This window comes from Afipia massiliensis, from assembly GCF_014203115.1.
In the GTDB taxonomy this organism is placed as follows: Bacteria; Pseudomonadota; Alphaproteobacteria; order Rhizobiales; family Xanthobacteraceae; genus Afipia; species Afipia massiliensis.
This window is the reverse complement of sequence record NZ_JACHIJ010000003.1, coordinates 98,755-124,900: the sequence shown is the minus strand read 5'-3', so window position 1 is coordinate 124,900 and position 26,146 is coordinate 98,755. Positions and strand designations below refer to the sequence as shown.

At 63.6% G+C, this 26,146-nt stretch carries 27 protein-coding genes and 1 pseudogene; 14 read left to right on the top strand and 14 right to left on the bottom strand.

The genetic code is table 11. The annotated features are described in order from the left end of the window. The first annotated feature begins 18 nt into the window (after window positions 1-18). Both HNQ36_RS10150 and HNQ36_RS10145 read left to right on the top strand, forming a co-directional pair. Complete coding sequence (locus HNQ36_RS10150; protein ID WP_184084368.1) at window positions 19-837, top strand: FkbM family methyltransferase; 819 nt, start codon at window positions 19-21, stop codon at window positions 835-837. A 12-nt stretch (window positions 838-849) separates the two neighbouring features. Further along, complete coding sequence (locus HNQ36_RS10145) at window positions 850-1,239, top strand: VOC family protein (protein WP_184084366.1); 390 nt, start codon at window positions 850-852, stop codon at window positions 1,237-1,239. A 145-nt stretch (window positions 1,240-1,384) separates the two neighbouring features. Here the strand turns inward: HNQ36_RS10145 and HNQ36_RS10140 are convergent, their stop codons facing one another. Beyond that, entirely contained in the window at window positions 1,385-1,762 is a 378-nt protein-coding gene (locus tag HNQ36_RS10140) for an MAPEG family protein (RefSeq protein ID WP_184084364.1), read from the bottom strand. A gap of 142 nt (window positions 1,763-1,904) precedes the next feature. Here HNQ36_RS10140 and HNQ36_RS10135 point away from each other — a divergent pair, with 142 nt between their 5' ends. Beyond that, window positions 1,905-2,216: a hypothetical protein gene (locus tag HNQ36_RS10135; protein ID WP_430641360.1), complete on the top strand. Its 312-nt coding sequence runs from the start codon at window positions 1,905-1,907 to the stop codon at window positions 2,214-2,216. 308 nt (window positions 2,217-2,524) lie between these two features. Here HNQ36_RS10135 and HNQ36_RS26565 read toward each other — a convergent pair whose 3' ends face one another. Next, entirely contained in the window at window positions 2,525-3,184 is a 660-nt protein-coding gene (locus tag HNQ36_RS26565; RefSeq protein ID WP_347339955.1) for a hypothetical protein, read from the bottom strand. Window positions 3,185-3,473: 289 nt separating this feature from the next. On the opposite strand from HNQ36_RS26565, the gene HNQ36_RS26560 reads away from it, so the two are divergent. Further along, entirely contained in the window at window positions 3,474-4,547 is a 1,074-nt protein-coding gene (locus tag HNQ36_RS26560; protein ID WP_347339954.1) for an OmpA family protein, read from the top strand. Between the two features lie 68 nt (window positions 4,548-4,615). Here the strand turns inward: HNQ36_RS26560 and HNQ36_RS10125 are convergent, their stop codons facing one another. Continuing rightward, complete coding sequence (locus HNQ36_RS10125; RefSeq protein WP_184084360.1) at window positions 4,616-5,572, bottom strand: homocysteine S-methyltransferase family protein; 957 nt, start codon at window positions 5,570-5,572, stop codon at window positions 4,616-4,618. 251 nt (window positions 5,573-5,823) lie between these two features. Here HNQ36_RS10125 and HNQ36_RS10120 point away from each other — a divergent pair, with 251 nt between their 5' ends. Beyond that, window positions 5,824-6,441, top strand: a complete 618-nt coding sequence (locus HNQ36_RS10120) for a TetR/AcrR family transcriptional regulator (RefSeq protein ID WP_184084358.1) — start codon at window positions 5,824-5,826, stop codon at window positions 6,439-6,441. Window positions 6,442-6,487: 46 nt separating this feature from the next. On the opposite strand, the gene HNQ36_RS10115 is transcribed toward HNQ36_RS10120, so the two are convergent. From HNQ36_RS10115 to HNQ36_RS10105, 3 genes are all read right to left on the bottom strand, one after another. Beyond that, window positions 6,488-6,727 (bottom strand): hypothetical protein, encoded by a 240-nt coding sequence (locus HNQ36_RS10115; RefSeq protein WP_184084356.1) that lies wholly within the window; start codon window positions 6,725-6,727, stop codon window positions 6,488-6,490. 28 nt (window positions 6,728-6,755) lie between these two features. After that, complete coding sequence (argG, locus tag HNQ36_RS10110; RefSeq protein WP_184084354.1) at window positions 6,756-8,093, bottom strand: argininosuccinate synthase; 1,338 nt, start codon at window positions 8,091-8,093, stop codon at window positions 6,756-6,758. Window positions 8,094-8,405: 312 nt separating this feature from the next. After that, window positions 8,406-9,221 (bottom strand): phosphatase PAP2 family protein, encoded by an 816-nt coding sequence (locus HNQ36_RS10105; RefSeq protein WP_184084352.1) that lies wholly within the window; start codon window positions 9,219-9,221, stop codon window positions 8,406-8,408. Between the two features lie 124 nt (window positions 9,222-9,345). On the opposite strand from HNQ36_RS10105, the gene HNQ36_RS10100 reads away from it, so the two are divergent. After that, a complete protein-coding gene (locus HNQ36_RS10100; protein ID WP_184084350.1) occupies window positions 9,346-9,945 on the top strand; it encodes a 2-hydroxychromene-2-carboxylate isomerase in 600 nt (199 codons plus the stop codon). A gap of 4 nt (window positions 9,946-9,949) precedes the next feature. Here HNQ36_RS10100 and HNQ36_RS10095 read toward each other — a convergent pair whose 3' ends face one another. The 3 genes from HNQ36_RS10095 to HNQ36_RS10085 all read right to left on the bottom strand — a co-directional run bounded on the left by HNQ36_RS10095 (window position 9,950) and on the right by HNQ36_RS10085 (window position 12,508). Further along, the gene (locus tag HNQ36_RS10095) at window positions 9,950-10,423 is read right to left on the bottom strand and encodes a hypothetical protein (protein ID WP_184084348.1); all 474 of its coding nucleotides are present in this window, start codon (window positions 10,421-10,423) and stop codon (window positions 9,950-9,952) included. A 140-nt stretch (window positions 10,424-10,563) separates the two neighbouring features. Next, entirely contained in the window at window positions 10,564-11,760 is a 1,197-nt protein-coding gene (gene rlmN / locus HNQ36_RS10090; protein WP_184084346.1) for a dual-specificity RNA methyltransferase RlmN, read from the bottom strand. A 112-nt stretch (window positions 11,761-11,872) separates the two neighbouring features. Then, window positions 11,873-12,508: an invasion associated locus B family protein gene (locus tag HNQ36_RS10085; RefSeq protein ID WP_184085905.1), complete on the bottom strand. Its 636-nt coding sequence runs from the start codon at window positions 12,506-12,508 to the stop codon at window positions 11,873-11,875. Between the two features lie 346 nt (window positions 12,509-12,854). On the opposite strand from HNQ36_RS10085, the gene HNQ36_RS10080 reads away from it, so the two are divergent. Then, window positions 12,855-13,829 (top strand): NADPH:quinone oxidoreductase family protein, encoded by a 975-nt coding sequence (locus HNQ36_RS10080; RefSeq protein ID WP_184084344.1) that lies wholly within the window; start codon window positions 12,855-12,857, stop codon window positions 13,827-13,829. A 140-nt stretch (window positions 13,830-13,969) separates the two neighbouring features. Here the strand turns inward: HNQ36_RS10080 and HNQ36_RS10075 are convergent, their stop codons facing one another. After that, on the bottom strand, window positions 13,970-14,347 hold the full coding sequence (locus tag HNQ36_RS10075; protein WP_184084342.1) for a YkvA family protein: 378 nt from the start codon (window positions 14,345-14,347) through the stop codon (window positions 13,970-13,972). Window positions 14,348-14,445: 98 nt separating this feature from the next. Further along, on the bottom strand, window positions 14,446-14,739 hold the full coding sequence (locus HNQ36_RS10070; protein WP_184084340.1) for a 4a-hydroxytetrahydrobiopterin dehydratase: 294 nt from the start codon (window positions 14,737-14,739) through the stop codon (window positions 14,446-14,448). Window positions 14,740-14,927: 188 nt separating this feature from the next. On the opposite strand from HNQ36_RS10070, the gene HNQ36_RS10065 reads away from it, so the two are divergent. Beyond that, window positions 14,928-16,328: a TAXI family TRAP transporter solute-binding subunit gene (locus HNQ36_RS10065; protein WP_184084338.1), complete on the top strand. Its 1,401-nt coding sequence runs from the start codon at window positions 14,928-14,930 to the stop codon at window positions 16,326-16,328. Between the two features lie 8 nt (window positions 16,329-16,336). Here HNQ36_RS10065 and HNQ36_RS10060 read toward each other — a convergent pair whose 3' ends face one another. Beyond that, entirely contained in the window at window positions 16,337-16,741 is a 405-nt protein-coding gene (locus HNQ36_RS10060) for a response regulator (RefSeq protein ID WP_184084336.1), read from the bottom strand. Window positions 16,742-16,918: 177 nt separating this feature from the next. Here HNQ36_RS10060 and HNQ36_RS10055 point away from each other — a divergent pair, with 177 nt between their 5' ends. The 3 genes from HNQ36_RS10055 to HNQ36_RS10045 all read left to right on the top strand — a co-directional run bounded on the left by HNQ36_RS10055 (window position 16,919) and on the right by HNQ36_RS10045 (window position 21,107). After that, window positions 16,919-17,695, top strand: a complete 777-nt coding sequence (locus HNQ36_RS10055) for a Crp/Fnr family transcriptional regulator (RefSeq protein WP_184084334.1) — start codon at window positions 16,919-16,921, stop codon at window positions 17,693-17,695. A gap of 173 nt (window positions 17,696-17,868) precedes the next feature. After that, window positions 17,869-19,692, top strand: a complete 1,824-nt coding sequence (typA, locus tag HNQ36_RS10050; RefSeq protein ID WP_046828219.1) for a translational GTPase TypA — start codon at window positions 17,869-17,871, stop codon at window positions 19,690-19,692. A gap of 155 nt (window positions 19,693-19,847) precedes the next feature. Continuing rightward, a complete protein-coding gene (locus HNQ36_RS10045; protein ID WP_184084332.1) occupies window positions 19,848-21,107 on the top strand; it encodes a flavin monoamine oxidase family protein in 1,260 nt (419 codons plus the stop codon). A gap of 115 nt (window positions 21,108-21,222) precedes the next feature. Here HNQ36_RS10045 and HNQ36_RS10040 read toward each other — a convergent pair whose 3' ends face one another. Further along, window positions 21,223-22,155, bottom strand: coding sequence for an alpha/beta hydrolase family protein (locus HNQ36_RS10040; protein ID WP_184084330.1), 933 nt, complete (start codon window positions 22,153-22,155; stop codon window positions 21,223-21,225). 167 nt (window positions 22,156-22,322) lie between these two features. Here HNQ36_RS10040 and HNQ36_RS10035 point away from each other — a divergent pair, with 167 nt between their 5' ends. The 3 genes and pseudogenes from HNQ36_RS10035 to HNQ36_RS10025 all read left to right on the top strand — a co-directional run bounded on the left by HNQ36_RS10035 (window position 22,323) and on the right by HNQ36_RS10025 (window position 24,990). Beyond that, the gene (locus HNQ36_RS10035) at window positions 22,323-22,832 is read left to right on the top strand and encodes a GNAT family N-acetyltransferase (protein WP_046828215.1); all 510 of its coding nucleotides are present in this window, start codon (window positions 22,323-22,325) and stop codon (window positions 22,830-22,832) included. Window positions 22,833-22,940: 108 nt separating this feature from the next. Beyond that, on the top strand, window positions 22,941-23,471 hold the full coding sequence (ppa, locus tag HNQ36_RS10030) for an inorganic diphosphatase (protein ID WP_184084328.1): 531 nt from the start codon (window positions 22,941-22,943) through the stop codon (window positions 23,469-23,471). A 33-nt stretch (window positions 23,472-23,504) separates the two neighbouring features. Further along, a pseudogene (locus HNQ36_RS10025) lies at window positions 23,505-24,990 on the top strand (M20 family peptidase). A gap of 268 nt (window positions 24,991-25,258) precedes the next feature. Here HNQ36_RS10025 and folD read toward each other — a convergent pair. After that, a complete protein-coding gene (gene folD, locus HNQ36_RS10020) occupies window positions 25,259-26,143 on the bottom strand; it encodes a bifunctional methylenetetrahydrofolate dehydrogenase/methenyltetrahydrofolate cyclohydrolase FolD (RefSeq protein WP_184084326.1) in 885 nt (294 codons plus the stop codon). Between the last annotated feature and the right edge of the window lie 3 nt (window positions 26,144-26,146).

Sequence of the window (26,146 nt, the reverse complement as noted above, 5' to 3'; positions counted from 1 at the left end):
CATCGCGGCTGCTGCGCGATGACTTGCGCCATGAACGACAACCAAAAGCCATTCGGCAGTTATGCTCCCAACGCCCTGCAGCGCGCGGTGATCGCCGCCGCGCACGGCTCCGGCCTCAAGCGCGGCGCGTTCCGGCCATGGCTGTCGCGGCTGGTTCATATGTTTGGCTCCGGCCCCATCGACGCCACCTATCAGGGCGCATCGTTCCGGCTGCATCATCTGGCCAGCGGGACTGAGCGCGGCGCGCTGTTCAATCCCGACTACAATCTGCCCGAGCTGGATTTCCTGCGCGAGCACGCGCCGCGCGGCGGCACCTTCGTCGATGTCGGCGCCAATGTCGGCACCTATGCGGTGGCGCTGGCCAAGCATGTCGGCGAGAACGGCCGCGTCATCGCCATCGAACCACATCCGGTGTCGAGCGCGCGGCTCGCCTTCAACGCCCGCGCCTCGCAGCTGGGAAATCTTTCGCTGGTAGTCGCCGCGGCAGGCGACACCGAAGGCGAACTGATGATCGAGACCGACGGCGGCAATCTGGGCGCCAGCCACATTTCGGAAACCGGCGGCACCAAGGTGGCCGCGCACCGGCTGCTGACGATCCTGCGCGATGCCGGAATAACGCGCGTCGATGCGCTCAAGATCGACGTCGAAGGTTATGAAGACCGCGTGCTGACGCCGTTCTTCCGTGAAGCGCCGGAGTCATTATGGCCGCGCGCCGTCGCCATCGAACATCTGGAACGAAAAGACTGGCTGCACGACTGCATCAAGGACATGGTCGGCCTCGGCTACGGCATCGCGGGAAAGACCCGCAGCAACACGCTGCTGGTGCGAAAATCATAGAGGGAACGAGGCATGATCGATCACATGGGTTTCGCGGTCTCCGATTACGAACGCGCGAAGACTTTTTACGCCAAGGTGCTTGCACCGCTCGGCTACGAGCTGATCATGGAAGTCCCCGCCGCCGTTAATCCCAGCGGCGCACCCGCGGCGGGCTTCGGCGAGAACGGCAAGCCGGATTTCTGGATCGGCGGGGAAGGCAAGATCGCGTATCCGCTGCATGTTGCGGTCGCTGCAAAAACGCGCGCGGCTGTCGATGCGTTCTACAAGGCAGCGCTCGCGGCGGGCGCACGCGACAACGGCGCGCCGGGCCTGCGTCCGCACTATCACGCCAACTATTACGGCGCGTTCGTATTCGATCACGACGGCCACAACATCGAGGCCGTCTGCCACACGCCTGAATGATTAGGCGCGTTTCACGATATCAATTGAACAAGATTTCCATTCCCGTTCATCCCCGCGAAGGCGGGGACCCAGTCTTTTTGAAAACTGGATTCCCGCTTGCGCGGGAATGAGCGGAGAGACGAATCTTGATCCGGATTGACCCGTTCTACTTGAACGCGGGCAGCACGAAGATCGCGACACCGACCGCCATGGCCGCGGCGAACACCAGCGAGCGCGCGGTCGGCTGGTTGAAGATGTACAGCAGCGCGTGGGCAATCCGCAGCAGGATATAGAGCACCGCAAGCAGGTTCACCGTGTAGACCGGTGCGCCCATGGTGAGCGCGATTACCACCGCGACCGCGAAGAACGGAAACGTTTCGAGGGCATTCTGATGCGCGGCATAGGCCCGCCGGTTTTTCGGCGGCAGGTTGTCGTAATCCTCGCGCGGATACCGGTTGTCGCTCTCGACACCAAGCTTGGCGTATTTCCCCAGCACGTAAGGCAACAGCGCGGCGATCAGGACGCACCAGTAGGCGAGCGGCATCGGATATTCCCCTCATGATCTGCTGTTGCTATCTCCGTGGCTTGCCGCCTCGCTGTCAATATCGGGAAATCGGCGATATCCGCGCCGTTCGCAGCGGAACATAGTTTTCCTCCGTTCGTTGCCTCTGCTGGACCGACGACCGATGACCGACCGATTCTTGAGAGGTCAGGATGGCGGGAAACCGAAAGGCCGCGATGTGACAGCGAATCTCGATGTGACGAAGCGCGCGCAAATGCCCGGCGAGCCGCAGGAGATTCCACCGCCGGCGACGCCCGGGAATCCCACCGAGCCGCCGCAGGAAAGTCCGCCGGGCAATCCGCGGCCCGAAGTGCCGCCGCCGATGCACGATCCGGTGGAGCCGGACTCGCCGCGCGAGCTTCCCCCGAACGCGCCCGATGAATTGCCGGGACGCGGCCAGCGCACGCCGCCCGTCGAGACCCCTGATCGAAAATGAGTTCTGGTGCAACGCAACTATGCTTGGCACGATGAGAGTATTGCGACGCTTCTGCGCGTCGTATCTTAACGTACATTCATTCTGGACGCGGCGATTCGCCGTGTTGCGCGAAATAGTTGATCCCGTTTTGGCTTCGCCACATTACTGCCTAATCACTATCCACTGATCGCAGTTCACTTCGTTGCGACGGGCGACAGCTTTCCGGCTGCTTCACTTTCTTCTCACCCCAGAGGCCCCATGAAGAACATTCGACTCCTTCTGTTGACGACGACTGCGATCGCTGCCGTTCAGCTCGCGCAGCTTCCGGCTCACGCCGAGACATCGTCGATCGTCGTCGCACAGGCCGCAGCACCTGCGGACCCGAACGCACCGAAGGCTCCGCCGAAGGCAGCTCCACCGGCGCCTCCGAAGGCCGCACCTGCGCCACCGCCTGCACCGCCGAAGGCTGCTCCTCCTCCACCGCCTCCGCCGCGCGCTGCACCTCCGCCGCCACCGGCACCTCCAAAGGCAGCACCGCCGCCGCCGCCGGCAGCACCGAAGGCCGCGCCACCGCCGCCGCCTGCGCCTCCAAAGGCCGCACCACCTCCGCCACCCGCGCCACCGAAGGCCGCTCCGCCGCCACCGCCAGCGCCTCCGAAGGCTGCGCCTCCACCGCCACCCCCTGCGGCACCTAAGGCTGCCCCTCCACCACCAGCGGCAGCTCCGAAGGCTGCGCCCGCGCCGACGACTGCACCTCCGCCGCCTCCGGCAGCACGCCCCGCAACGCCGCCTCCGCCAGCATCCGGCGCAGCTCCTGGCGCAGCACCATCGGGCGCGACACCGCCCGCCGGTGCGCCATCGACCGCGCCCGCGCAATCGCGTCCGCCGGGTGCGCCTCCGGTCGCGCCCGGCGTGCGTGACGTGACACCGCAACGTCCCGATGGCGCGCGTCCGCCAGCACCTGGCGCTGGGCCGACGCCGGCACCCACGACGCCACCGGCTGCAACAGCTCCGGGGACGCCCTCCCCAACACCGGGAGCAACGCCTTCCGCACCTTCAGGCGCAACGCCTCCGGCGACTCCCGGCGCGACACCTCCCGCAACACCGGGTGCAACGCCGCCAGCAACTCCGGGGGCAACGCCCGGCGCAACTCCGCCTGCAACACCGGGAGCCGCACCGGGCCAGCCGCCTGCTCCGGGACAGCCAGGACCTGATGGACGCCGCGGTCAGCGTCAGGGCCCACCGCCGGGTCTGCCCGCCGGCACACCGGTCTCGCCTGTGACGGCTCCGGTGGCCGCGCCGCTGCCGCCCGCACCTGCTGCGGTTCAGGCAACTCCGGGCGCACTCAAGCCGATCGCACCGACGGCCGCTCCGGGCAGCGGACGGCGGATGGACGATTTCCGCTCGGAGCGCCGCCAGACTCAGGAGGGTGGACGAACGGTCTTCCGTGAACCCGGCCGCGTGATCATTCAGGATCCGAACGGCCAATCGTTCGTCCGTCACAACGAAGTCGATCGCTTCCGTTACGGCGCACGCGACGTGCGCGTGACACGCGACGGCAACGACACCCGAACCGTCGTGGTGCGGCCCGACGGCACGCAGATCATCACGGTCAACGACCGCGACGGCAGATTGCTCAGGCGCATCCGCCGTGACGACCGCGGACGCGAGGTCATCATCATCGACAACAGGCCTCGCGGAGGACCCGGCTTCGGTGCCGGCCTGGCCGCCGGTGTGGTCGCCGGCGCCATCGGCGGCTACTTCGTCGCGCTGCCGCCGCCGGTGCTGCGCATTCCGCAGGATCGTTACATCGTCGAGGCGGAAGATGCGCCGCCTGAACTGCTCTATGAGACCATGATGGCGCCCCCGGTCGAGCGCATTGAGCGGCGTTATTCGCTCGATGAAATCCGCTACAGCCCGTCGGTGCGCCAGCGCATGCCGAGCATCGATCTCGACACCATCAACTTCGAGACCGGGTCGTGGGAAGTCCCACCGGATCAGGCCGCGAAGCTGCAGGCGATCGCCGACGGACTCAATCGGGTGATCACTGCCAACCCGCGCACGGTGTTCCTGATCGAGGGCCACACCGATGCGGTCGGCAACGAGGTCGACAACCTGTCGCTGTCGGATCGCCGCGCTGAATCGGCCGCCACGCTGCTGACCCAGCAGTTCAACGTGCCTGCGGAAAATCTGACGTCGCAGGGCTACGGCGAGCAGTACCTGAAGGTGCCGACAGATGGAGCGGAGCGGCGCAACCGCCGCGTCACCATCCGCAACATCACGCCGCTGCTGAACGGCGGACAGGCTTCGCTGCCGCCACCGCCTCCGGGCACGGCGCCGCCGCGCCGCTGAGGCAGAACGCACAAAAGAAAACGGCCGGGAGATTTTCCCGGCCGTTTTTTTGTTTTGCTCATCCAGGTTCACGCGCTGAGCGCACGCGGCGGCAGGCAGGCTTCGCAGATCGCGGCAACGTGGCGGTGATCGGTGCCGCAGCAGCCGCCGAGAATCCGCATCGCCGGGAACGCGCGCCGCAGCCCTTGGTAACGCTGGCCAAGATCGAACGGATCGCCCGCATCAAGCGTTTCGGATTCGTCGAGCTCGGCATGACTTTTCGCCGAGGCATTGGCACGCACCCCGTGGATGCGCGCCATCCACGGCTCGCCCGCCTGCAGCGCCTGCTCGAAATGCGCCGGATGAGCGCAGTTGATCATGAAGTAAACGGCCGCGTTCTGTGTTTCGCGATCCACGGTTTCGATGGCTTGTCGCAGCGTCTCGCCCTTGATGAGACGGCCATCGGTCTCCACCGTGAACGAGATGGCGCACGGAATCGCATTTGCACGCGCCGCGCGCGCGATCCCGATGGCTTCGTTGATGCCGGTGAGCGTGAAAGCCGTCACCATGTCGGCGCCTGCTTCGGCAAACGCGGCGATCTGTGTACTGTGATAGGCCTCGGCCTCATCGGCGTCCATGTTGCCCGCCTTGTAGCCATCACCGCGCGGCCCGATCGCGCCGCTGATGACGCAGGGCATCTCTGCGCTCTCCCACTTCGCGCGCAGGCCTTTGAGAAACGCGACGGCGCGGGTGTTGATCGATTTCAACGCAACTGCATCATAACCGAGCTTCGCACCCCAGTCCGAATTGGCGCGCCAAGTCGGCGTGTCGAGCACGAAGCCGAGGCCGTTGTCGCGCGCGATCGCAAGATAGCTCTCGTAATATTTCGTCAGCAGCGCCCGGCCCTCCGCCGTGTCAAGCAGGACAAAGGACGCGAAGTAAGGCAGATCCACGCCGTCATTGAAAATGAGCGACGTTTCCATGCCGCCGTCGGTCAGAAAAATGCCGCCACGCTGCTGCGGCAGGTCGTGTCGATACTTGGCCATTGTGTCTACTCCGAAAAATACCATGCGGCTGTCGCGGGCACGACGACTCCGGTTTGGCCGCAGTGATGCCGCAAGATGTCGCGGGATACTAGAATCCTCATGGTACTGCTGAAGCCGCGACCGGGAAGTGCTATAAAATCAACTGTTTGATCGATCCGCCGGACCGCGCGCAGCGGCGCGCGCGCCGAAAACCAGACCGGCGGTGCAGTTTTATTTCTTGCTGCGACCACGTCCGATTGCTGGAGGCGCACATGGGAAAAGGCGAAGTCACGCGAGAGCGGATTCTCGGAATCGCGGAAGCCGCCGTGCTTGCCAAAGGTTTCGGCGCGACATCAATCTACGAGGTCATCGCGGAAGCCGGACTGACCAAGAGCGGTTTTTTCTATCACTTCAAGGACAAGAACGCGCTGGCGCGCGAAATGGTGCGCCGTTACGTCGAGACCAACGACAAACTGTTCGATGACATCTTCACACGCGGCGCGGAGTTGTCCGACGATCCTTTGCAGGCATTTCTGATTTCGCTGAAATTGCTCGCGGAGATCATGGCCGATCTGCCGAACGGCCATCCCGGCTGTCTGATCGCGAGCATCTGTTATCAGGAGCGGCTGTTCGACCGCGAGGTGCGCGATCTCACGGCGCAATCGGTGCGCGGCTGGAACGCGCGCTTCCGCGCTATCTTCGAAGGAATCGCAGCGGTTCATCCGCCGAGGGAGCCGATCGATCTCGACGATCTCGCCGAGATGATGTCGTGCATCGTTGACGGCGGCATCATCATGTCGAAGACGCTGAACGACCCGCGCCGGCTTGAGCGGCAGATTCTCGCCTTCCGCACCTGCGTGAAACTGATCTTTTCACCGGCGCATTCCTGACGCGAGACTTTGAAAGCACAACGCACACCACAGCCGGCAAGCGGATTCAGGTCCGCTTGATGTCCGACGCAGAGATCAAAACCACCTTGCCGGCGACATCGCCTTTCATGCGCAGCCAGAAACCCTTCTGCAGGTAGCTTTCGATCTGGTCTTCCCGGACCGAAAGCTGATTCTTGGCATGATGCTTGACGTCGCCCAGGGCAGGATCCGCCACACGGAAAAGCCCGTTGGGATACCGATGAGGGGAGAAGATCTCCCCATCCGGCGCGATGTACTCCCAACTCATGTGCAATCCCGTTTTCGGTTGGGGCGTTTCAGCTTTTGTCGCTGTCGAGCTTGGGGATGTGAGAGCCCTCGCCGGCCGACAGCAAGCCCATCTTTGTGTAGAGATCCAGTTTGCCGCGCGTATCGGAAATATCGAGGTTGCGCATCGTCAACTGACCGATGCGGTCGCCTGGCGTGAACGGTGCATCCTCGACCTTCTCCATGCTCAGCCGTTCCGGCGCGTAGGTCAGATTGGGGCTCTCGGTGTTCAGGATCGAGTAGTCATTGCCGCGGCGCAGTTCGAGCGTCACCTCCCCAGTGATCGCGCGAGCCACCCAGCGCTGCGCAGTTTCGCGCAGCATCAAGGCCTGGGAATCGAACCACCGTCCCTGATAGAGTAACCGGCCAAGTCGCATGCCGCTGATCCGGTATTGCTCGATGGTGTCTTCGTTGTGGATGCCGGTGACGAGACGTTCATAGGCGATGTGGAGCAGCGCCATGCCGGGCGCCTCGTAGATACCGCGGCTCTTCGCCTCGATGATCCGGTTCTCGATCTGGTCGCTCATGCCAAGACCATGTCGGCCGCCGATGACATTGGCCTCGAGGAACAGCGCGACAGGATCTGCGAAGGTCTGACCGTTCAGCGCGACGGGCTGACCTTCCACAAATCGTACCGCGACCTTTTCGGCCTTGACGACGCAGTCGTCACGCCAAAACGGAACGCCCATGATCGGATTGACAATCTTGATGTCGCTGTCGAGGTGTTCGAGATCCTTCGCCTCATGCGTGGCGCCGAGGATATTGCTGTCGGTCGAATACGCCTTCTCGGCGCTCATCTTGTAGGCGAAACCGTGGGCGGTCATGAACGCCGACATTTCCGCGCGGCCGCCGAGTTCGTCGATGAATTGATCGTCGAGCCACGGCTTGTAGATCCTCAAGTCCGGATTGGTCAGCAGTCCGTAGCGGTAGAACCGCTCGATATCGTTGCCTTTGTAGGTCGAGCCGTCGCCCCAGATGTTGACGCCGTCCTCCTTCATGGCCGAGACCAGCATCGTGCCGGTCACGGCGCGGCCGAGCGGCGTGGTGTTGAAGTATGCGATGCCGCCGGTCGAGACATGGAAGGCGCCCGATTGAATGGCGGCGATGCCTTCGTGAACCAACTGCGTGCGGCAATCCACCAGGCGGGCTTTCTCGGCGCCGAACTCCATGGCCTTGCGCGGAATCTCGTCGTAGTCGGCCTCGTCAGGCTGGCCCAGATTCGCCGTATAGGCAAAGACGCGGGCGCCTTTTTGCTTCATCCAAAGCAGCGCCGCGCTGGTGTCGAGCCCGCCCGAGAAAGCGATGCCGACATTTTCTCCTTTGGGAAGGCTCTTCAGAATCGTACTCATAGAACTTCCATTCGGGCAATTTCGTTTGGCGGTCTGGGTGCGCGACGAACAAACCTCGCGCGGACGGGAACGCGTTTATTGGCGGCTGACGTGCTGGGTCACGCCGGGCAATGGCCCGACCTCCGCGCCGGGATCAGATCGGCTTCTATAGGAAGATTGGCGGACAATGGGAAGCCCGGCGGGTTTCACTCTCGTCGTCCCGGCGAAGGCCGGGACCCATAACCCCCGTAGAATCTGTTCCGCCAAGACCTCACATAAACTCCGCCGACAGGGAGTATGGGTCCCGGCCTTCGCCGGGACGACGCTGAAGCTTCAGGACGAGGGAAGCTGGCTTCCAACTTCTCCGCCCGGCCTGATGCGCGGGGTCTCGCCGACATCTTTGCCCAGCCGTTTCTGCATCCAGCGGTAGCCCGGCCACGCAAAGCGCGTCAGCGCGACGTCGATGCCATAGTCGGTCAGCCGCGTCGACGGCCAGCGGTAGATGAAAGCGTAAGCCAGCCAGATCACGAGGAAGGACGCGATTCCGGAGAACAGCACATCGGTGAAAAAGTGTCCGCCGAACGCCATCCGCAAGCCGCCGGTCACAAGACCGAACGCGGTCGCGGCAACATACGCGACGGGGCGCCACGCCGGCGGCGTCAGCGCCGCGGGCGCATAGGTCCAGAACGCGGTGGCGCCTTCGCCGGAGAAGAACGAGCAGTTCTTCGGACACGCGCCGCGCGGGTCCCACCACGGCATGAAGTCGAGCTTGCCGTTGAATTCCGTCACCACCACGGGACGCGGACGCCCCCAATAGCCCTTGAAGATAACGTTGGAGATGATGATCGCCGACAGCAGCATGGTCACGATCAGAAACACCATCGCGCGACCGGAGATCATCAGCGGCTTCACCGGCCGCACCAGCTTGACGACCAGCGCGGCCAATGCCGGCATGACGAGCGCCCACGCGATCCACATCGCGCCGTCGCGCGCGATCATCGCCCACGTCGCCGTCTTCAGCGGGAAAGTCTTGGCCGTCGCGTCATAGAACAGCGCGGCGATTTTCAGATCGAGTTCGGGATAGAGGCCGAACAGCAATCCGAAAACCACCGAAAGCGCGAGCGCGATGAAAAGTCCGGTCCGGTTCATGGGGGGTGTGTAGCCGAGGCGGCAGGGGAATAAAAGTGGCCCCGAACGGCCCTCCGGCAATCCGCCCGACCTGTGCTAAGGTATTATAAACAAGCTCGGAAACTCCGGGAGCGCCGCACGCCTCATGCCCAAACCCGTTCTGGATTTCTGGTTCGATTTTGCCTCGGTGTATTCGTTTCTGGCTTCCATGCGGATCGCGCCGCTGGCCGACGCCGCCGGTGTCTCGGTGCGGTGGCGGCCGTTTCTGCTCGGGCCGATTTTCGCATCCCAAGGCATGAAGGATTCGCCGTTCAACCTGTTTCCGGTGAAGGGCCAGCACATGATCCGCGACGTGCAACGGACCGCCGACGAGATCGGCGTCGGCTTCCGGTGGCCGGATGCGTTTCCGCAATCGGGCGTGCTGGCAAGCCGCGTCGCGCTGGTCGGATTGAAGGACAGCTGGGGTGAGGATTTCAGCCGCGCCGTGTTCCATGCCGAATATGCCGAGAACCGGGTCATTTCGGAATCCACCGTGATCGCGGACATTCTGACCAAGCTGAAGGTGCCGGTGGACGCGACCTTCGCCAGCGCGCAGGCCGACGACATCAAGACGGGGCTGCGCGACGTGACCGCCGACGCCGCCAAACGCGGCTTCTTCGGCGCGCCGACCTTCACCACCGCGGACGGCGAACTGTTCTGGGGCAACGACCGTCTCGAACAGGCGCTGCGCTGGGCGAAGAAGTAACTTCTTAGCGCGGCATCGGCGGCGGCGCCGACGATGCGTTCGGCGACGGCGAGCGCCACGCGCCGGCATTGCGGCCAGCGATCATCCAGTAGATCACGCCTCCGAGAATCCCCGCGCCGACCATCACTTCGAGATGCCGCCGCACGATGCCGTTGAAGGTCATGTTCACGGTGTCGAACGGGATGAAACCGAGATAGCAGCACAGTCCCGCGAAGCCGCCCGCGACGGCATAGGCGAGGATGTGGCGGATCGAAAATGCCTCGGTGACGAGCGCGATGACCAGCGCCGGCATCAGCGCGAAGCCGCTGACGAGGATGAAGCCGAATCCGAGGATGAGGTTGATCGCGCCCTGATCGACATCGAACGACACGTCATTCATTTCCGGGAAGAAGATCGCGTACAGCACGACCACGCTCGCGACGATACACGCAACGAGAAATCCGAAGAAAATCGCGAACAGACGTCCGATCACAGCCATGGGGGAATATTCCGTTGGTCTGTCATCCTTCGAGGTTCGCCGAAGACGGCTCGCGCCTCAGGATGACGCTTCACTCTCTGTTGCGTCACCCTGAGCTGCCGCCGCAAAGCGGCGGCCTCGAAGGGCGACGGCTGAACACCTCAATCCGTCATTGCCATGGCGCGCAGCGCCTGGCGTTCGCGCGCGGACAGTTTCTCGGTTTCCGACTTTAGCTGTCCGCAGGCGGCAAGAATGTCGCGGCCGCGCGGGGTGCGCACCGGCGACGAATAGCCCGCGTTGAAGACATACTCGGAAAACTTCTCGATCTGGTCCCAGTCCGAGCACTCGTACTTGGTGCCGGGCCATGGATTGAACGGAATGAGATTGATCTTGGCCGGAATGCCCTTGAGCAGCTTCACCAGCAGCTTCGCGTCATCAAGCGAATCGTTGACGCCCTTCAGCATCACGTATTCGAAGGTGATGCGGCGCGAGTTGGACGAGCCGGGATAGGCGCGGCAGGCGTCGAGCAATTCCTTGATCGGATACTTCTTGTTCAGCGGCACCAGCTCGTTGCGCAGCTCGTCGCGCACCGCATGCAGCGAGATCGCCAGCATGACACCAATCTCGTCGCCGGTACGCGCGATGTTCGGCACCACGCCTGAGGTGGAGAGCGTGATGCGGCGGCGGGAAATGCCGATGCCTTCATTGTCCGACACGATCAGCAGCGCATCGCGTACCGCGTCGAAATTGTACAGCGGCTCGCCCATGCCCATCATCACCACATTGGTGACGAGGCGGTTGCCGTTCGGCGTCTCGCGGTCGATCCAGTCGCCCAGACGATCGCGCGCCACCATCACCTGGCCTGCGATTTCGCCCGCGGTGAGATTGCGCACCAGACGCTGGGTGCCGGTGTGGCAGAACGAACAGTTCAGTGTGCAGCCGACCTGCGATGACACGCACAGCGTGCCGCGATCGGTTTCGGGAATGTAGACGCACTCGACCTCGTGCGCGCGACCGGCGGAATCGCCCGGCAGCCGCAGCAGCCACTTGCGGGTGCCGTCGTTGGAAATCTGCTCGGCGACGACTTCGGGCCGGTCCACGGTGAAATGTTGCTCGAGCTCAGCCCGCATATCCTTTGACACGTTGGTCATGTCGGCGAACGTCTGCGCGCCGCGCACATACATCCAGTGCCAGAGCTGCTGCACGCGCATCTTGCGCTGCCTCTCGGCCACGCCGATCTCGCCGAGGCGCTCGGCGAGTTCCTCGCGCGACAGCCCGACCAGCGACGGCTTGGCCGGCGGCACGTAGGTCTCAATGGCTGTCTTTTCGAGGACGCCGGACGCTTCGGTCATAGTCATATCGGTATGGGTCTCGGGGATTGCGGCGGCACAAGGCCGAGCGTGACGGAACCTTTAGGTCCCGTAACCCGCTATATAGAGCCAATACCGGGCAATTGCGACCGTCTTTCGGCTAACGCCGGCACTCCTGGGCCAGCTTGTCCAGCGCCTGGGCCAGCCCCTTGAGCGGGAAGGTATCGGTGGTTTCGGTGCCCTTGGCGGAAACGCCCTTCACGGTTGCATCCGCGCCCTTGCGCAGCGCGTCCACCAGCCGGTCTTCCTCGGCGGCATTCTTGATCCAGAGCCCGTCGCCCTGCGAGTACATCGCAAAGCGCGTGCCGCCGACTTCGAGCGAGCCTTCGGAGCCCGGCTTCAGCGTGTAGCCGATCATGATCGAGACTTCGTTCGACACCTTCTCGGCGGGCCGCGTCGAAATGAATGCATAGGACGGATCGCGCGGGCGGTTCGGTGGATTGGTTTTCGACGAGGCAGGCTTGGCGAGCGCGAAGCAGACCTTCTTGCCGTTCGGTGTCGCGGTGTAGGCGCCCCAGGTACCGAACTGGCCGACCAGCGATGGCTCGGCATTGCCTGCGGCCGCAGGCGCGGCCGGTTTCGCTGGCGCTGCACCCTTCGCTGCGGGTTTGGCGGGCGCGGCTTTCGGCGCGGGCTTGGCGGCGGGCGTGGTCTGAGAAGACTTGGGTTGCGGTGTTTGGGCGGACGCCGCATTTGCAAAGCCGTAGACCGGCAACGCCGCCACCAGAATTACCATCGCTCGTTGCAAGGACATCACCAAAACTGGTTCCTTCAATATTGTGACTGCAAGATGGCTCGCACTTCCGCGGGGACGTGCAATAGACCCCAAACCGCTTGTTGGAAAGTTAACCCGAAACACCTTCAAGGCCGCTGCGCTTTGCCGCATCCGTCCGGGAGTATCTAAGCCACAGCCGGGACAGCGGCAGACCGCGCAGGTGTCTTTCCGAAAGCGCAGTGTTTCAAACATAGTTACATCCCGCAAGCGTCATCGCGCCAGTCCGTGATTCAGATTGTAGGGCCGCGTCAAATCCGGCAAGAAGTCCGCCTGTGTCCCGCTCCTCATGAACTCTTCAGGTGTCTCGATGAAAGCCATTCTCTGTTCGGAATACTGCGGCCCCGATGATCTCGTGCTGAGCGATATTCCCGATCCCGTTGCAGGACCCGGCGAAGCCGTGATCGCGATCAAGGCCGCCGCACTGAATTTCTTCGACCTGCTGATGATCCAGGGCAAGTACCAGATCAAGCCGCCGTTTCCGTTTTCTCCCGCTGCTGAAATCGCAGGCGTGGTCGAGAGCGTCGGCGAAGGCGTTACCGATCTGAAGCCGGGCGATCGTGTCGCGGCATCGTGCGGTTACAACGGCGCACGGCAGAAGATCGCAATCCCTGCATCGCAGGCCGTGAAGATCCCGGACAATCTTGATTTCGACCGCGCTGCCGGCGTCATCGTGATTTACGGCACGGCGCTGCATGCGCTGGAAGATCGCGCCGATCCGAAGCCCGGCGAAACGCTTGCGGTGTTCGGCGCTGCGGGCGGCGTCGGCCTTGCGGCCTGCGAGCTCGGCAAGGTGCTGGGCCTGAAGGTGATCGCCTGCGCGTCGTCGGACGAGAAGCTTGAATTCGCCAAGAAGCACGGCGCGGATCTGACCATCAACTACGCCAAGGAAGACCTGAAGGAAGCGCTCAAGAAGGCCGGCGGCGAAAAGGGCATCGACATCGTGTTCGATCCGGTCGGCGGCACTTATGCTGAAATCGGCGTGCGCTCGCTCGGATGGAAGGGCCGCTTCCTCGTGATCGGTTTTGCCGCCGGTGACATTCCGAAGATTCCGCTCAATCTCGCACTGCTCAAGGGTTGCGACATTCGCGGCGTGTTCTGGGGCGCGCACATGAAGCGCGAACCGAAGCTCGGCCGCGCCGCGCTCGAAAAGCTGATGAAGTGGGCCGCCGAGGGAAAAATTTCATCCCACGTCGATCGCACCTTCCCGCTGGAGAAGACCGCCGACGCACTCAAGGTGCTCGCCGCGCGTCAGGCCATGGGCAAGGTGATTTTGCATCCGTGATGAGGTGATCTCATCCACTGTCGTCATCCTGAGGTGCGCGCTCTTGCTTGCGCGCCTCGAAGGATGACCTGAGAAAGCCCGCCATCCTTCGAGGTTCGCCGAAGACGGCTCACACCTCAGGATGACGGGCGCTTCACATCTCAACCACTGGTCTCATCCAGCCCGCGCGTCATCGCCGCATGCGCGGCCGCGCGATGCTCCGGCGTGATGTGGCTCGCCACCATCCTGATCGCGGTCGCCAGCACTGCGGCGTCATCGGTGAAGCCGAGCACCGGCAGCATGTCCGGCATGAAGTCGAACGGCAGCACGAAATACGCCAGCGCGCCGAGCAAAGCCGCCTGCACATGGCGCGGCGTCTCGCGGTCGAACGCGCAGTAATACGCGGCGAGCAGTTCCTCGGCAAAGGGCAGACTGATCGCGAGGCGCTTGAACTTCAGCCAGAAATTCCGGCGCACGCGCTCGGGATCCTTCGCGAGCTTTTCCGCCCGCTCGAAGTGCGCCGTGTTGTCGGAGGTCATGTTCAAATTCCCTCGAAGGCTGCCGATTGCAACCCGCTTCCCTCACATAGGGATCGCACACCCCGCCACAAGACGTGAATGCGAGGAGCGCCCGTCGATCATCCCCCCGCGATCTTGTTCATCGCTTCCGCCAGAGCGATGTCGCGCGCGGTCACTCCGTCCGCGTCGTGGGTGGCGAGCACCACCTCCACGGTCTTGTAGACATTGCGCCATTCCGGATGATGATCGCTCTTCTCGGCCACCAGCGCCGCGCGGGTCATGAAGCCGAACGCCTCGTTGAAATCCCGGAAGGTGAAAGTCCGCGTGATGGCATCGCGGCCGGACACCTCCGACCAGCCCTTGAGCTTCACCAGCGCCGTGCGCCGCGCTTCCGCCGATAGCCGTTCCACCATAGCGCTCTCCTCGATCACCCGAACTTTACAGCCCCGCTGCTTGCGTCCCAAACAAATACCCATCGTAATGGGCCGGCCCGGTCACGGAAAAGCCGCTCTCGGGCCGCTAACCATGGCCGAGTTTGGAACCAGCGGGTATGCGAATGATCTGGTATGATATGGGCGAACGCCGGGAGGCGCGGTAACCCATGGGCATTCGCGACATGTTTACCAGATCGATGGCCTCGGAGGCTCCCCGGCCGCCGGGCACGCCGAAGCCGCACCGGATGAAGGCCATGCTGGTCGTGGTCGCCGCCGTGCTGGCGACCGTGGCCGCCGTCGGCGGCGCGACCTACTGGATGAATCGTCCGGTTCATCTGCGGATCGCGGTCGGCCCTCCCTACAGTGACGACGTCAAGGTCATCCAGTCGGTGGCGCAGATCTTCTCACGGGACCGCAGGCATGTGCGGCTGCGCCCCATCGTGACCGACGGCACCGGTTCAAGCGCGGCAAGCCTCAACGCCGGCACCACCGATCTTGCCGTGATCCGCGGTGACGTCGAACTGCCGAAGGATGCGCAGGCGATCGCCAGCATCCGCAAGAATTACGCGGTGCTGTGGGCCACCGGCGGCAAACGCAAGGGCGGCATCACCACCATCGAACAACTCGCCGGCAAGCGCGTCGGCGTCATCGGACGCACCCAGGCCAACGTCAATCTGCTGAAGGTCATCCTGACGCAGGCCGGCGTGAAGCCCGAAAGCGTTCACGTGGTTCAGTTCACCACCACCGGCTTCCCCGAGCAGCTCAAGAAGGAAAAGATCGACGCGATGCTCGCGGTCGGTCCGTTGACCAGCAGGATCACCACCGATGCAATCGCCGCGACCTCGCGCGACGGCAAGCAGCCGGTGTTCCTGTCGCTCGACGGCGCGGACGCCGTGGCGCAGAAATTCCCGGTCTATGAATCCGGGGAAATTCCCGCCGGCTCGTTCGGCGTCGGACGGCCGAGCGAGAAGATCGACACGATCTCGTTCGCGCATCACATCGTGGCGCGCAAATCGCTGTCCGAGATCACGGTCGGCGCGCTGACCCGTCAGCTGTTTGCTATCCGTCAGACCATCCAGAGCGAATTCCCGCTCACGGCCAAACTGGAAACACCGGACACCGACAAGGACGCCGCCATTCCGGCGCATCCCGGCGCCGCCGCCTATGTCGACGGCGAAGAGAAAAGCTTCCTCGACAAGTACAGCGATTACATCTGGGGCAGCCTGATGGCGCTGTCTGCGCTCGGTTCAGCGGGCGCATGGTTCGCAAGCTATTGGCGCAAGGACGAGCGCGTCACCAACTCGGGCCTGCGCGAACGCCTGCTGGAAATGCTGACCGCCTCACGGAAATCCGACTCGATCGACGAACTGGACGCCATGCAGGCGGAAGCCGACGAGATCATGCGCGAGACGCTGCACTGCTTCGAGGATGGGGCGATCGAGGAAGGCTCGCTCACCGCGTTCAGCATCGCGCTCGAGCAGTTCCACAACGCGGTGGCGGATCGCAAGGCCTTCCTGCTCGACATGTCGTCGAACGCGGCGCGGACACCGCGCAGCCACGTGGCCTGAGCGCGCGCTCAGCCCTGATCGCGCCACTTCCGCAAAGTCTCCAACAGTTCGTCGCGCAAATATGGTTTGCGCAGTACCGGATAATGCGCAAACGCAGCGGGAACTCCCACCGATCCGGAATATCCCGTGACGAATACAAACGGAATTTTCTGGCGCTCGAGTTGCTCGGCGACAGCGAAGCTTTTCTCCCTGATCAATCCGACATCCAGCAGCACGAAGTCCGGTGCGCGCTCGGCGATCAGTTGAAGGGCCGTGGCAACATCGCGGGCGGTTCGCACCGACCCCACGCCGAAACTGCCGATTGTTTCGGTGGCATCCATGGCGATCAGCGTATCGTCCTCGACGACGAGGACGTCGCTGGGCAGGTCGGCAGGGTTGTGAGCCGCCGGCCCGTTAGGGTCGATGGGTTGCATGATGACGTTCCAAAACGGTGTCGAGAAAAGCCGCTGAGACCCCGGCGTCGCGCTGAAAGCCGCGATACCGGTTCCCGGATGGAACCGATCATAAAACGGGCCGCCGCGTCTGTGCACTTGTGAACAAAGGAACTCCGGAACCTGCGCTATGTTGACGCTTCGGCAACGGGGAGACCCATGACACGACAACCGGCGACGGTGAGCGACGACCGCCCTTTCAACAATCTGCTCCGCCGGTTGAACGCTGCGGATTTTGCCCTGCTCGAACCATTTCTGGAGGCCGCAGACGCCAAGGCGGACGAGTTGCTCTACAATCCCGGCGACGACGTCCAGATCGTGCATTTTCCGTGCGGGCCGAGCCTCGTGTCGTTTCTGGTGGCGAACGAAGACGGCCGCGATGTCGAAACCATTCTGGTCGGACGCGAGGGTGCGGTGGGCGGCATCGTCAGCCTGGGCTACCTGCCAGCCTACACGCGCATCACGGTCAAGGTCGCCGGCCCCTTTGTGCGGCTGCGCGTCGCAAAGCTCGATGCCGCAAAGGCTCAATCGCCAACGCTGCGTTATCTTTTCGCGCGCTATGCCGATTGCATGCTGGCGCAGGTTTTTCAGTCGACCGCCTGCAATGCGATCCATTCGATCGAGCAACGCACGGCGAAGTGGATTCTGTCGGCGCGGGAGCGGACCGGCGAAGACCTCGTTCCCCTCACCCACGAACAGCTCTCGACCATGCTGGGCGTCGGCCGAAGCTACACCAGCCGCGTCATCCAGACCTTCAAGACGGAGGGCATTCTGGAAACCCGCCGCGGGGCCATCCTGGTCCGCAACCCGGACGCGTTGGCGGCCCGGGCCTGCCTCTGCAACGAGGCCGTCAAAGCCCATTTCGACGAGGTGCTGCGCGGGGTGTACCCAGCGCCGGAAAGTGACGCGAAATCGGCCTCCGGAAGGCCGAAATAGGCCCTTCTGACCCCCCAGAATCGCATTGTTTTTCGCGAAATCCCGACTATATTGCGCCGCAAGAAGTCAAGTGTGCCCGGTTCATTGTGGACCGGGCCGGATTTTTTTTGGGCTGGTCTCTGACAGACCCCCTTTTGCGGACCGCGCTAACAGCGGCCAGAACGAAAACGAACATGAATTTGCGAAACATCGCCATCATCGCTCACGTCGACCATGGCAAGACCACGCTCGTCGACAAGCTGCTCCAGCAATCCGGCACCTACCGCGACAACCAGCGGCAGGTCGAGCGCGCGATGGACTCCAACGATATCGAGCGCGAGCGCGGCATCACCATTCTGGCCAAGTGCACCTCGGTCGAGTGGGACGACACCCGCATCAACATCGTCGACACGCCGGGCCACGCCGATTTCGGCGGTGAGGTCGAGCGCATCCTGTCGATGGTCGATGGCGTGATCGTTCTCGTCGACGCTGCCGAAGGCCCGATGCCGCAGACCAAGTTCGTGGTCGGCAAGGCGCTCAAGCTCGGCCTCAAGCCGATCGTCGCGATCAACAAGGTGGACCGCCCCGACGCGCGCGTCACCGAAGTCGTCAACGAGGTGTTCGACCTGTTCGCGGCACTCGACGCCACCGACGACCAGCTCGATTTCCCGATTCTCTACGGCTCCGGCAAGAACGGCTGGATGGGCACGTCGCCTGAGGACAACGGCAACGGCATGAAGCCGCTGTTCGATCTCGTCATCAAGCATGTCGCGCCGCCGGTGGTGGAAGAAGGTCCGTTCCGCCTGCTCGGCACCATCCTCGAAGCCAACCCCTATCTCGGCCGCATCATCACCGGCCGCATCTCGTCCGGTTCGGTGAAGCCGAACCAGTCGGTGAAGGTGCTGTCGCGCGACGGCAAGACGGTCGAGACCGGCCGCATCACCAAGATTCTCGCGTTCCGCGGCCTCGAGCGCCAGCCGGTCGAACTGGCCGAAGCCGGCGACATCGTCGCCATCGCAGGTCTCACCAAGGGCACTGTCGCCGACACCTTCTGCGATCCCACCGTCGAGACGCCGATCCAGGCGCAGCCGATCGATCCGCCGACCGTGTCGATGTCGTTCATCGTCAACAACTCGCCGCTGGCCGGCACCGAAGGCGACAAGGTCACCAGCCGTCTGATTCGCGACCGCCTGCTGCGCGAAGCCGAAGGCAACGTCGCGCTGCGCGTGATTGAGGCCGCCGACAAGGACGCGATGGAAGTCTCGGGCCGCGGCGAATTGCAGCTCGCGATCCTGATCGAGAACATGCGCCGCGAGGGTTTCGAACTCTCCGTGTCGCGTCCGCGCGTCGTTCTGACCAAGGATGACGACGGCAAGATTCTGGAGCCGGTCGAGGAAGTCGTGATCGACGTCGACGAGGAATTCTCCGGCGTGGTCGTGCAGAAGATGAGCGAGCGCAAGGCCGAGATGATCGAGATGCGCCCATCCGGCGGCAACCGCCTGCGTCTGGTGTTCTACGCGCCGACCCGCGGCCTGATCGGCTATCAGGGTGAACTGATGACCGACACGCGCGGCACGGCGATCATGAACCGCCTGTTCCACGACTACCTGCCGTACAAGGGTGAAATCCAGGGCCGCCGCAATGGCGTGCTGATTTCCAACGAACAGGGCGAAGCGGTTGCCTACGCCATGTTCAAGCTGGAAGACCGCGGCCCGATGATGATCGAGCCGGGCTGGAAGGTCTACAAGGGCATGATCGTCGGCGAGCACACCCGTGAGAACGATCTCGAGATCAACGTGCTCAAGGGCAAGCAGCTCACCAACATCCGCACCACCTCGAAGGACGAAGCGGTGCGCCTGACCCCGCCGATCCGCATGACGCTGGAAAAGGCGCTGGCCTATATCGAGGACGACGAGCTGGTGGAAATCACGCCGAAGTCGATCCGCCTGCGCAAGCGGCATCTCGATGCCAACGAGCGCAAGCGCGCCGAGAAGAGCAAGGTCGCGCTGGTCGGCTGAGCCCTCCGCCGAAAACACACATTTGATTGACATGCCCGGCCTTGTGCCGGGCATTGTCGTCTTATAGTTCGGTTACAAAGCGTGAGTGATACAGGCGACACCAACTCTCCGAACAGCGACGCCATCATGACGTCTCAGAGAATCGACCATCACTCATGACTCTCCCTTCAGAAATCGATGTGGCGATTATCGGCGCCGGCGCGGCCGGCCTCGCCGCGGCGCGGGCGCTTGAAACCACAAAGCTCTCCGTTCTCATCCTCGAGGCGCGCGACCGCATCGGCGGACGCGGTCACACCCTGCTTCTTCCCAACGATGTCGTGTTCGATGTCGGCTGCGAATGGCTGCATTCGGCGGACCGGAATTCGTTCGTGCCGATCGCGCGTGAGCTGGGATTGGAAATCAACGAGACCCGCCCGCGCTGGCGCGAGCAAAGCCTCAACATCGGCTTCCCGCCGGAGCAACGCGACGCGTTTCTGATCGCGATGGATGCGTTCGACACGCGCGTGACGGAAGCCGCCGAACTCGCCGACGACACGCCGGCACGGCAATGGCTCGAGCCCGGCAACCGCTGGAACGCCGCAATCGAGACCATCAGCACCTACATCAACGGCGTCGAACTGGATCGTGTGTCGACCTGGGACATGGACGCCTATGAAGACACCGGCGTGAACTGGCGCGTGCGGCGCGGTTACGGCGCGCTGATCGCCGCCTATGGTGCGCCGTGTCCGGTGGCGCTCAACACCAAGGTCACGCTGATCGATCATTCCGGCGCGCGCATCCGGATCGAAACCTCGCGCGGCACACTCACCGCGCGCCAGGTCATCGTCACCGCGCCGACCAACCTGATCGCCAACCAGTCGATTCGTTTCCATCCGGCACTTCCGGACAAGGTCGCCGCCGCAGCCGGGCTGCCGCTCGGGCTCGCCGACAAGGTGATGCTGGCGCTGGACGAGCCGGCGTCACTGCCGAGCGACGGGCATTTTTACGGCACCACCGATCGCATCGGCACCGGTAGCTATCACCTGCGGCCGATGGGCCAGCCGTGCATTTCGGGATTTTTCGGCGGCGCGTTCGCACGCGAGCTTGAGGATGTGGGCGAAGGCGCGCTGGCGGCGCAGGCCATCGATGAACTGGTGGCGCTGCTCGGCTCGGATTATCGCAGGAAGCTCAAGCCCATCGGCGAATCGCGCTGGGCGCACGATCCGTTCGCGCTGGGATCGTACTCGCACGCGCTGCCCGGCCATGCCGATGATCGCACAATTCTCGCAGCACCCATCGATGACAGGGTGTTCTTTGCCGGTGAAGCGACCTCGCCGAACTTCTTCTCCACCGCCCACGGCGCGCAGGAAACGGGTGTAAGGGCGGCGGGGGAAGTGGTAGGCGGGGTCGGGCCAATCGATATCGCGGGTTCTTAGAAAATGTTGCTTCGCGGAGCCTGTGATCGGGCGGCGCTTGCGCCGGCCTGTTGGCTCGCAATGACGGCAGAAAGCGCCTCGTCATTGCGAGGAGCGTAGCGACGAAGCAATCCAGTCACTTCTTGCCCTTCACCGCAGCGCCCTGCGCCACAGGCACCTGCACCGTCAGTCCCGCCGTGTTCGCGATGATCTGCTCCATCATCGCACCCGCGTCCCCCGCTTCCGCCAGCCAGTGCCCCTCATTGCCGAATGCCGGCAGCACCTTGAAATCGACCTTGTCGTCACCGGCCTCAATGAAGGCGTCGGCCATCCGCTTTGAGAACTCCGGCGGAAAGTACGAATCGTTCTCCGCCACCAGCCACGTCACCGGGACGCGCGCGTCCTCGCCGAATTCGGTCGCAGCTGCGATGAGCTTTTCCGGCGCGCAGATGTTGCTCGCGCGGTCGTCGGCGCGGCCGCCACGTCCCGGCGCGAACACGACAATCGCGGAAATGTCTTTCGGGCTGCGGTCAGTGAGCGCGAGCGCGCCCCAGCCGCCCGCCGAGTGTCCGACGATCACGGACGCATCCTTGCGCACGAAGGACTGCGTGCGCATGAACGTCAGCGCCGTGGTGATCGCCTCTGCTGTGCTTCGCGCCGACATCGCATACTCGGCGTTGTCACAGCCTTCCTGATCCTCAAGGTAAGGTCCGCCGGTTTTGCCGTGGCCGAGCCGCTGCGGCACCAGCACGGCGAACCCGCGCGCCACCAGCACCGAAGCGAGGGCTGCGTATTCCGGCTGCGGCATCTGTGCCCGCGCCAGCCGGTTCTGCGTCGAGGCATGCGCAATCACGGCGAGGCGGAACGGGCCCTTGCCTGGCGGGCGAAACAGCACCGCTCGCGAAGGTGTGATCTGGTCCTGCGTCGGCACCAGCCAGTCCTGCCGCCGATTCGGCGATCCCTCAGGACCCTGCGAGCCGAACCGATTCTCGCCCCACGCGGGTGTCTGCGACGAAAGACCAACCGCAAGCAGCAGGGCGGCCACCTTGAACAATGCGTTTTTTGTCATCTGCGGCGATCATTGCCTGCCGCTCGCGGCCAAGCCAAGCATTATACCGCGCACGCCTGTCCTCTTTCGGTACAGGTCGCCATTCACCTGATGCAAAAAACCCACATATTAACTGATAATTAACGATGGACCTTGAAGGCGGGGCTGCGAGTTGCTTTGATTGCACCATGAGCACGATCCTTATCGAGGTCCGGCCAGCCAAGGCCTCCGATGCGTCAGCAGTCGCTGCGACGCACGACGAAGCGTGGCGCTCCGCCTACCAGGGAATCATCCCGGGCGCTGAACTCGAAAAGCTGATCAACCGCCGCGGCCCGCAGTGGTGGGATAGCGCGATCCGAAAAGGCAGCCGCGTCAGCGTCTTGTGCTTCGGCGACAAGGTCGCCGGCTATGCCAATTACGGCCGCAACCGCGCCCGCAGCCTGCATTTCGAAGGCGAAATCTACGAACTTTACCTGCGTCCGGAGTTTCAGGGCCTCGGCTTCGGCCGCCGCCTGTTCACCGCCGCCAAGCGCGATCTGATCCAGAGCGGGCTGAAGAGCATGGTGATCTGGGCGCTGTCGGACAACGAGCCTGCGGTCGAGTTCTACCGCACCCTCGGCGGCCGTATGGTCGCGCGGTCCTCGGAGCGATTCGGCGGCAAGTCGCTCGACAAGGTCGCCTTCGCCTGGACGGCCTAAGCCTGTTCCTCAGTCTCCTGATACCTTTGGACCGCTTTTTCGGCTTTCGGCACGCGTCCGGATTCGCTAACCAGTCCGCGCATTTGCTCGAACAGACACAGGCCCGTTATGCGTATCGACGCGATTTCCATCGGTAAAAACCCGCCCCATGAAGTGAACGTCATCATCGAAGTGCCGGTCGGCGGCGAGCCGATCAAGTACGAGATGGACAAGGAAGCCGGCACGCTGGTGGTCGACCGCTTCCTCTATACGGCGATGCGTTATCCCGGAAATTACGGCTTCATTCCGCACACCCTCTCCGACGACGGCGATCCGTGCGACGTGCTGGTCGCCAACACCCGCGCCATCGTGCCGGGTGCGGTGATCGCCGTGCGCCCGGTCGGCGTGCTGTTCATGGAAGACGAAGCCGGCGGCGACGAGAAGATCATTGCGGTGCCGACCTCGAAGCTGACGCAGCGCTACGACAAGGTGCACAACTACAGCGATCTGCCCGAGATCACGCTGCAGCAGATCCAGCACTTCTTCGAGCACTACAAGGATCTCGAACCCACCAAGTGGGTGAAGGTGCTGCGCTGGGGCGATGCGGAGGACGCGCGCAAGCTGATCCTCGAAGGCATCGAGCGCGCCAAGAAAAAGTAGGCGCCATTTTGAGGCCGCGGAAGGATTCAAACGATGCGCCGCATAATCAGAATCCTCCGCAACCTCGCCCTGCTCCTGATCGCTGCGGTCGTCGTTCTCGCCGGTGTGCTCGGCGTCAATGCGCTGATGCGCACATCCCGCCAGATCGACGTCGCGGCCGCGCCGCGCGCCGGTGTCGATACCGACGCGGCGTCGAAGCGGCTCGCGGAAGCCATCCGCTTCAGGACCATCTCGAATTTCCTCGATCCCGAACAAAACGCCGATGCCTTCCGCGGCATGCAGGCCTTCATGCAGGCGAGCTATCCGGCTTTCCATGCCGCGACCAAGCTTGAGGTCGTCGGCAACCTCGGCCTGCTCTATGCGTGGGAAGGCTCCGATCCGAAGGCTGCGCCGATCGCACTTCTGGCGCATCAGGACGTGGTGCCCATCGCGCCCGGCACCGAAGGCAACTGGCAGGTGCCGCCGTTCGACGGCGTGGTCCGTGACGGCTTCATCTGGGGCCGCGGCTCGTGGGACGACAAGGGCAACCTGTTCGCGATTCTCGAAGCTGCCGAGCAGCTGATCAAGGAAGGTTTCCGTCCCAAGCGCACGATCTATTTCGCGTTCGGACAGGACGAAGAGGTTTCGGGCCAGCGCGGCGCGAAACAGATCGCGGCGCTGCTTGCGTCGCGCGGCATCAAGCTCGATTTCGTGCTCGACGAAGGACTGCTGATTACCGACGGCATCATGAAGGGCATCGACAAGCCGATCGCGCTGATCGGCGTCGCCGAGAAAGGCTATGTCACGCTGACGCTGAACCTGGCGGCGACGCCCGGCCATTCGTCGATGCCGCCGCGCCAGTCCGCCATCGGCATGATGAGCGCGGCGCTGGCGCGGCTCGAGGACCAGCGGTTTCCGGCGGAGATCCGCGGTACCGTGCGCGAGATGTTCGACACGCTTGCGCCCGAGATACATGCCCAACCGCGTCGTGTTGTCGAACCTGTGGCTGCTCAAGCCGGTGCTGCAACGTGAGCTGGAGAAAGGCGCGACCACCGACGCGATGATCCGCACCACCACGGCGCTGACGATCTTCAATGCCGGCAATCAGGATAACGTGCTGCCGGGCAAGGTCGACGCCACCGTGAACTTCCGGCTGCTGCCCGGCGAGACCGAGACCAGCATCATCGATCACGTCAAGCGCGCAACGGCCAGCGACAGGATCACGATCGCGCCGCGCACGGGCAACACCGAGCCGCCACCCGTCACCTCGACGGCGAGTGCGTCCTATCGCGCGCTGAACCGCACCATCCGCGAGATTTTCCCCGACGTCGTCGTGGCGCCGGGCCTGATGGTCGCAGCCACCGATTCGCGGCACTTCGCCGGCGTCACCGACAACATCTTCCGCTTCTCGCCGGTGCGCGCCAATGCTGAAGATCTCACGCGCTTTCACGGCACCAACGAGCGCCTCGGCGTGGAGAATTATGCCGACATGATCCGGTTCTATCGGCGGCTGGTGCAGAATACGGCGGGCGCACAGTAATCTACTGGTCGTCCGGCGAAGACCGGGACCCATAATCACCGGCATCTCCGCTGAAGCCGAATGCCGGCAACGATTTCTAGAAACAACGACAGGGAGTATGGGTCCCGGCCTTCGCCGGGACGACGTGAAAACTTTTTCTTGGCATAAAGAGATCGTCGTCATCCTGAGGAGCCGCGCACCTGCGCGGCGTCTCGAAGGATGGGCCACAACAATTGTCATCCTTCGAGGCTCGCCGAAGATGGCTCGCACCTCAGGATGACGACGCGCGCTAAACCGCCGGTGCCTTTAGTCCCCTGATCGCGCTCGCCGCGCGTAGCGTGTTCACCAGGAGACACGCCACCGTCATCTGACCGACACCGCCGGGCACCGGCGTGATAGCGCCGGCCACGCCGAGCGCTTCCTGATAGGCGACATCGCCGACCAGCTTGTTTTTGCCGTCCGCGCCCGGACTACGATTGATGCCGACATCGATCACGGTTGCGCCGGGCTTGATCCATGACGCCTTCACCATTTCCGGCTTGCCGACAGCGGCGAGCAGCAGATCGGCATTCTTGCAGATGGCTGCAAGATCGCGCGTGCGCGAATGCGCAATGGTCACCGTGGCGTTTTCGTTGAGCAGCAACTGCACCAGCGGGCGGCCCACCAGATTCGAGCGACCGATGATCACCGCGTTCATGCCTTCCAGCGAGGCGTGAACCGTCTTGGCGAGGATGATGCAGCCGAGCGGCGTGCACGGCGTCAGCGCGGGCAGACCGTTGGCGAGCCGGCCGGCATTGACCGGATGCAAACCATCGACATCCTTCGCCGGATCGATGGCGTTGATGACGGTTTGCGTGTCGAGCCCCTTCGGCAGCGGCAACTGCACAAGAATGCCGTGCACGCTGGCGTCGTCATTCAGCTTCGCAATCAGCGCCAGCAGATCCTTCTGCGGCGTGTCGGCTGGCAGCTTATGCTCGAACGACGCCATGTCGGCGGCTTCGGTCTGCTTCGCTTTGTTGCGGACATAGACCTCGGAGGCGGGATCGTTGCCCACCAGAACCACCGCCAGACCCGGCGTCAGTCCGTGATCGCGCTTCACGCGGGTCACTTCATCCGCGACGCGCGCGCGCAGATCGGCGGCAATGATTTTTCCATCGATGATCTTGGCTGACATCCG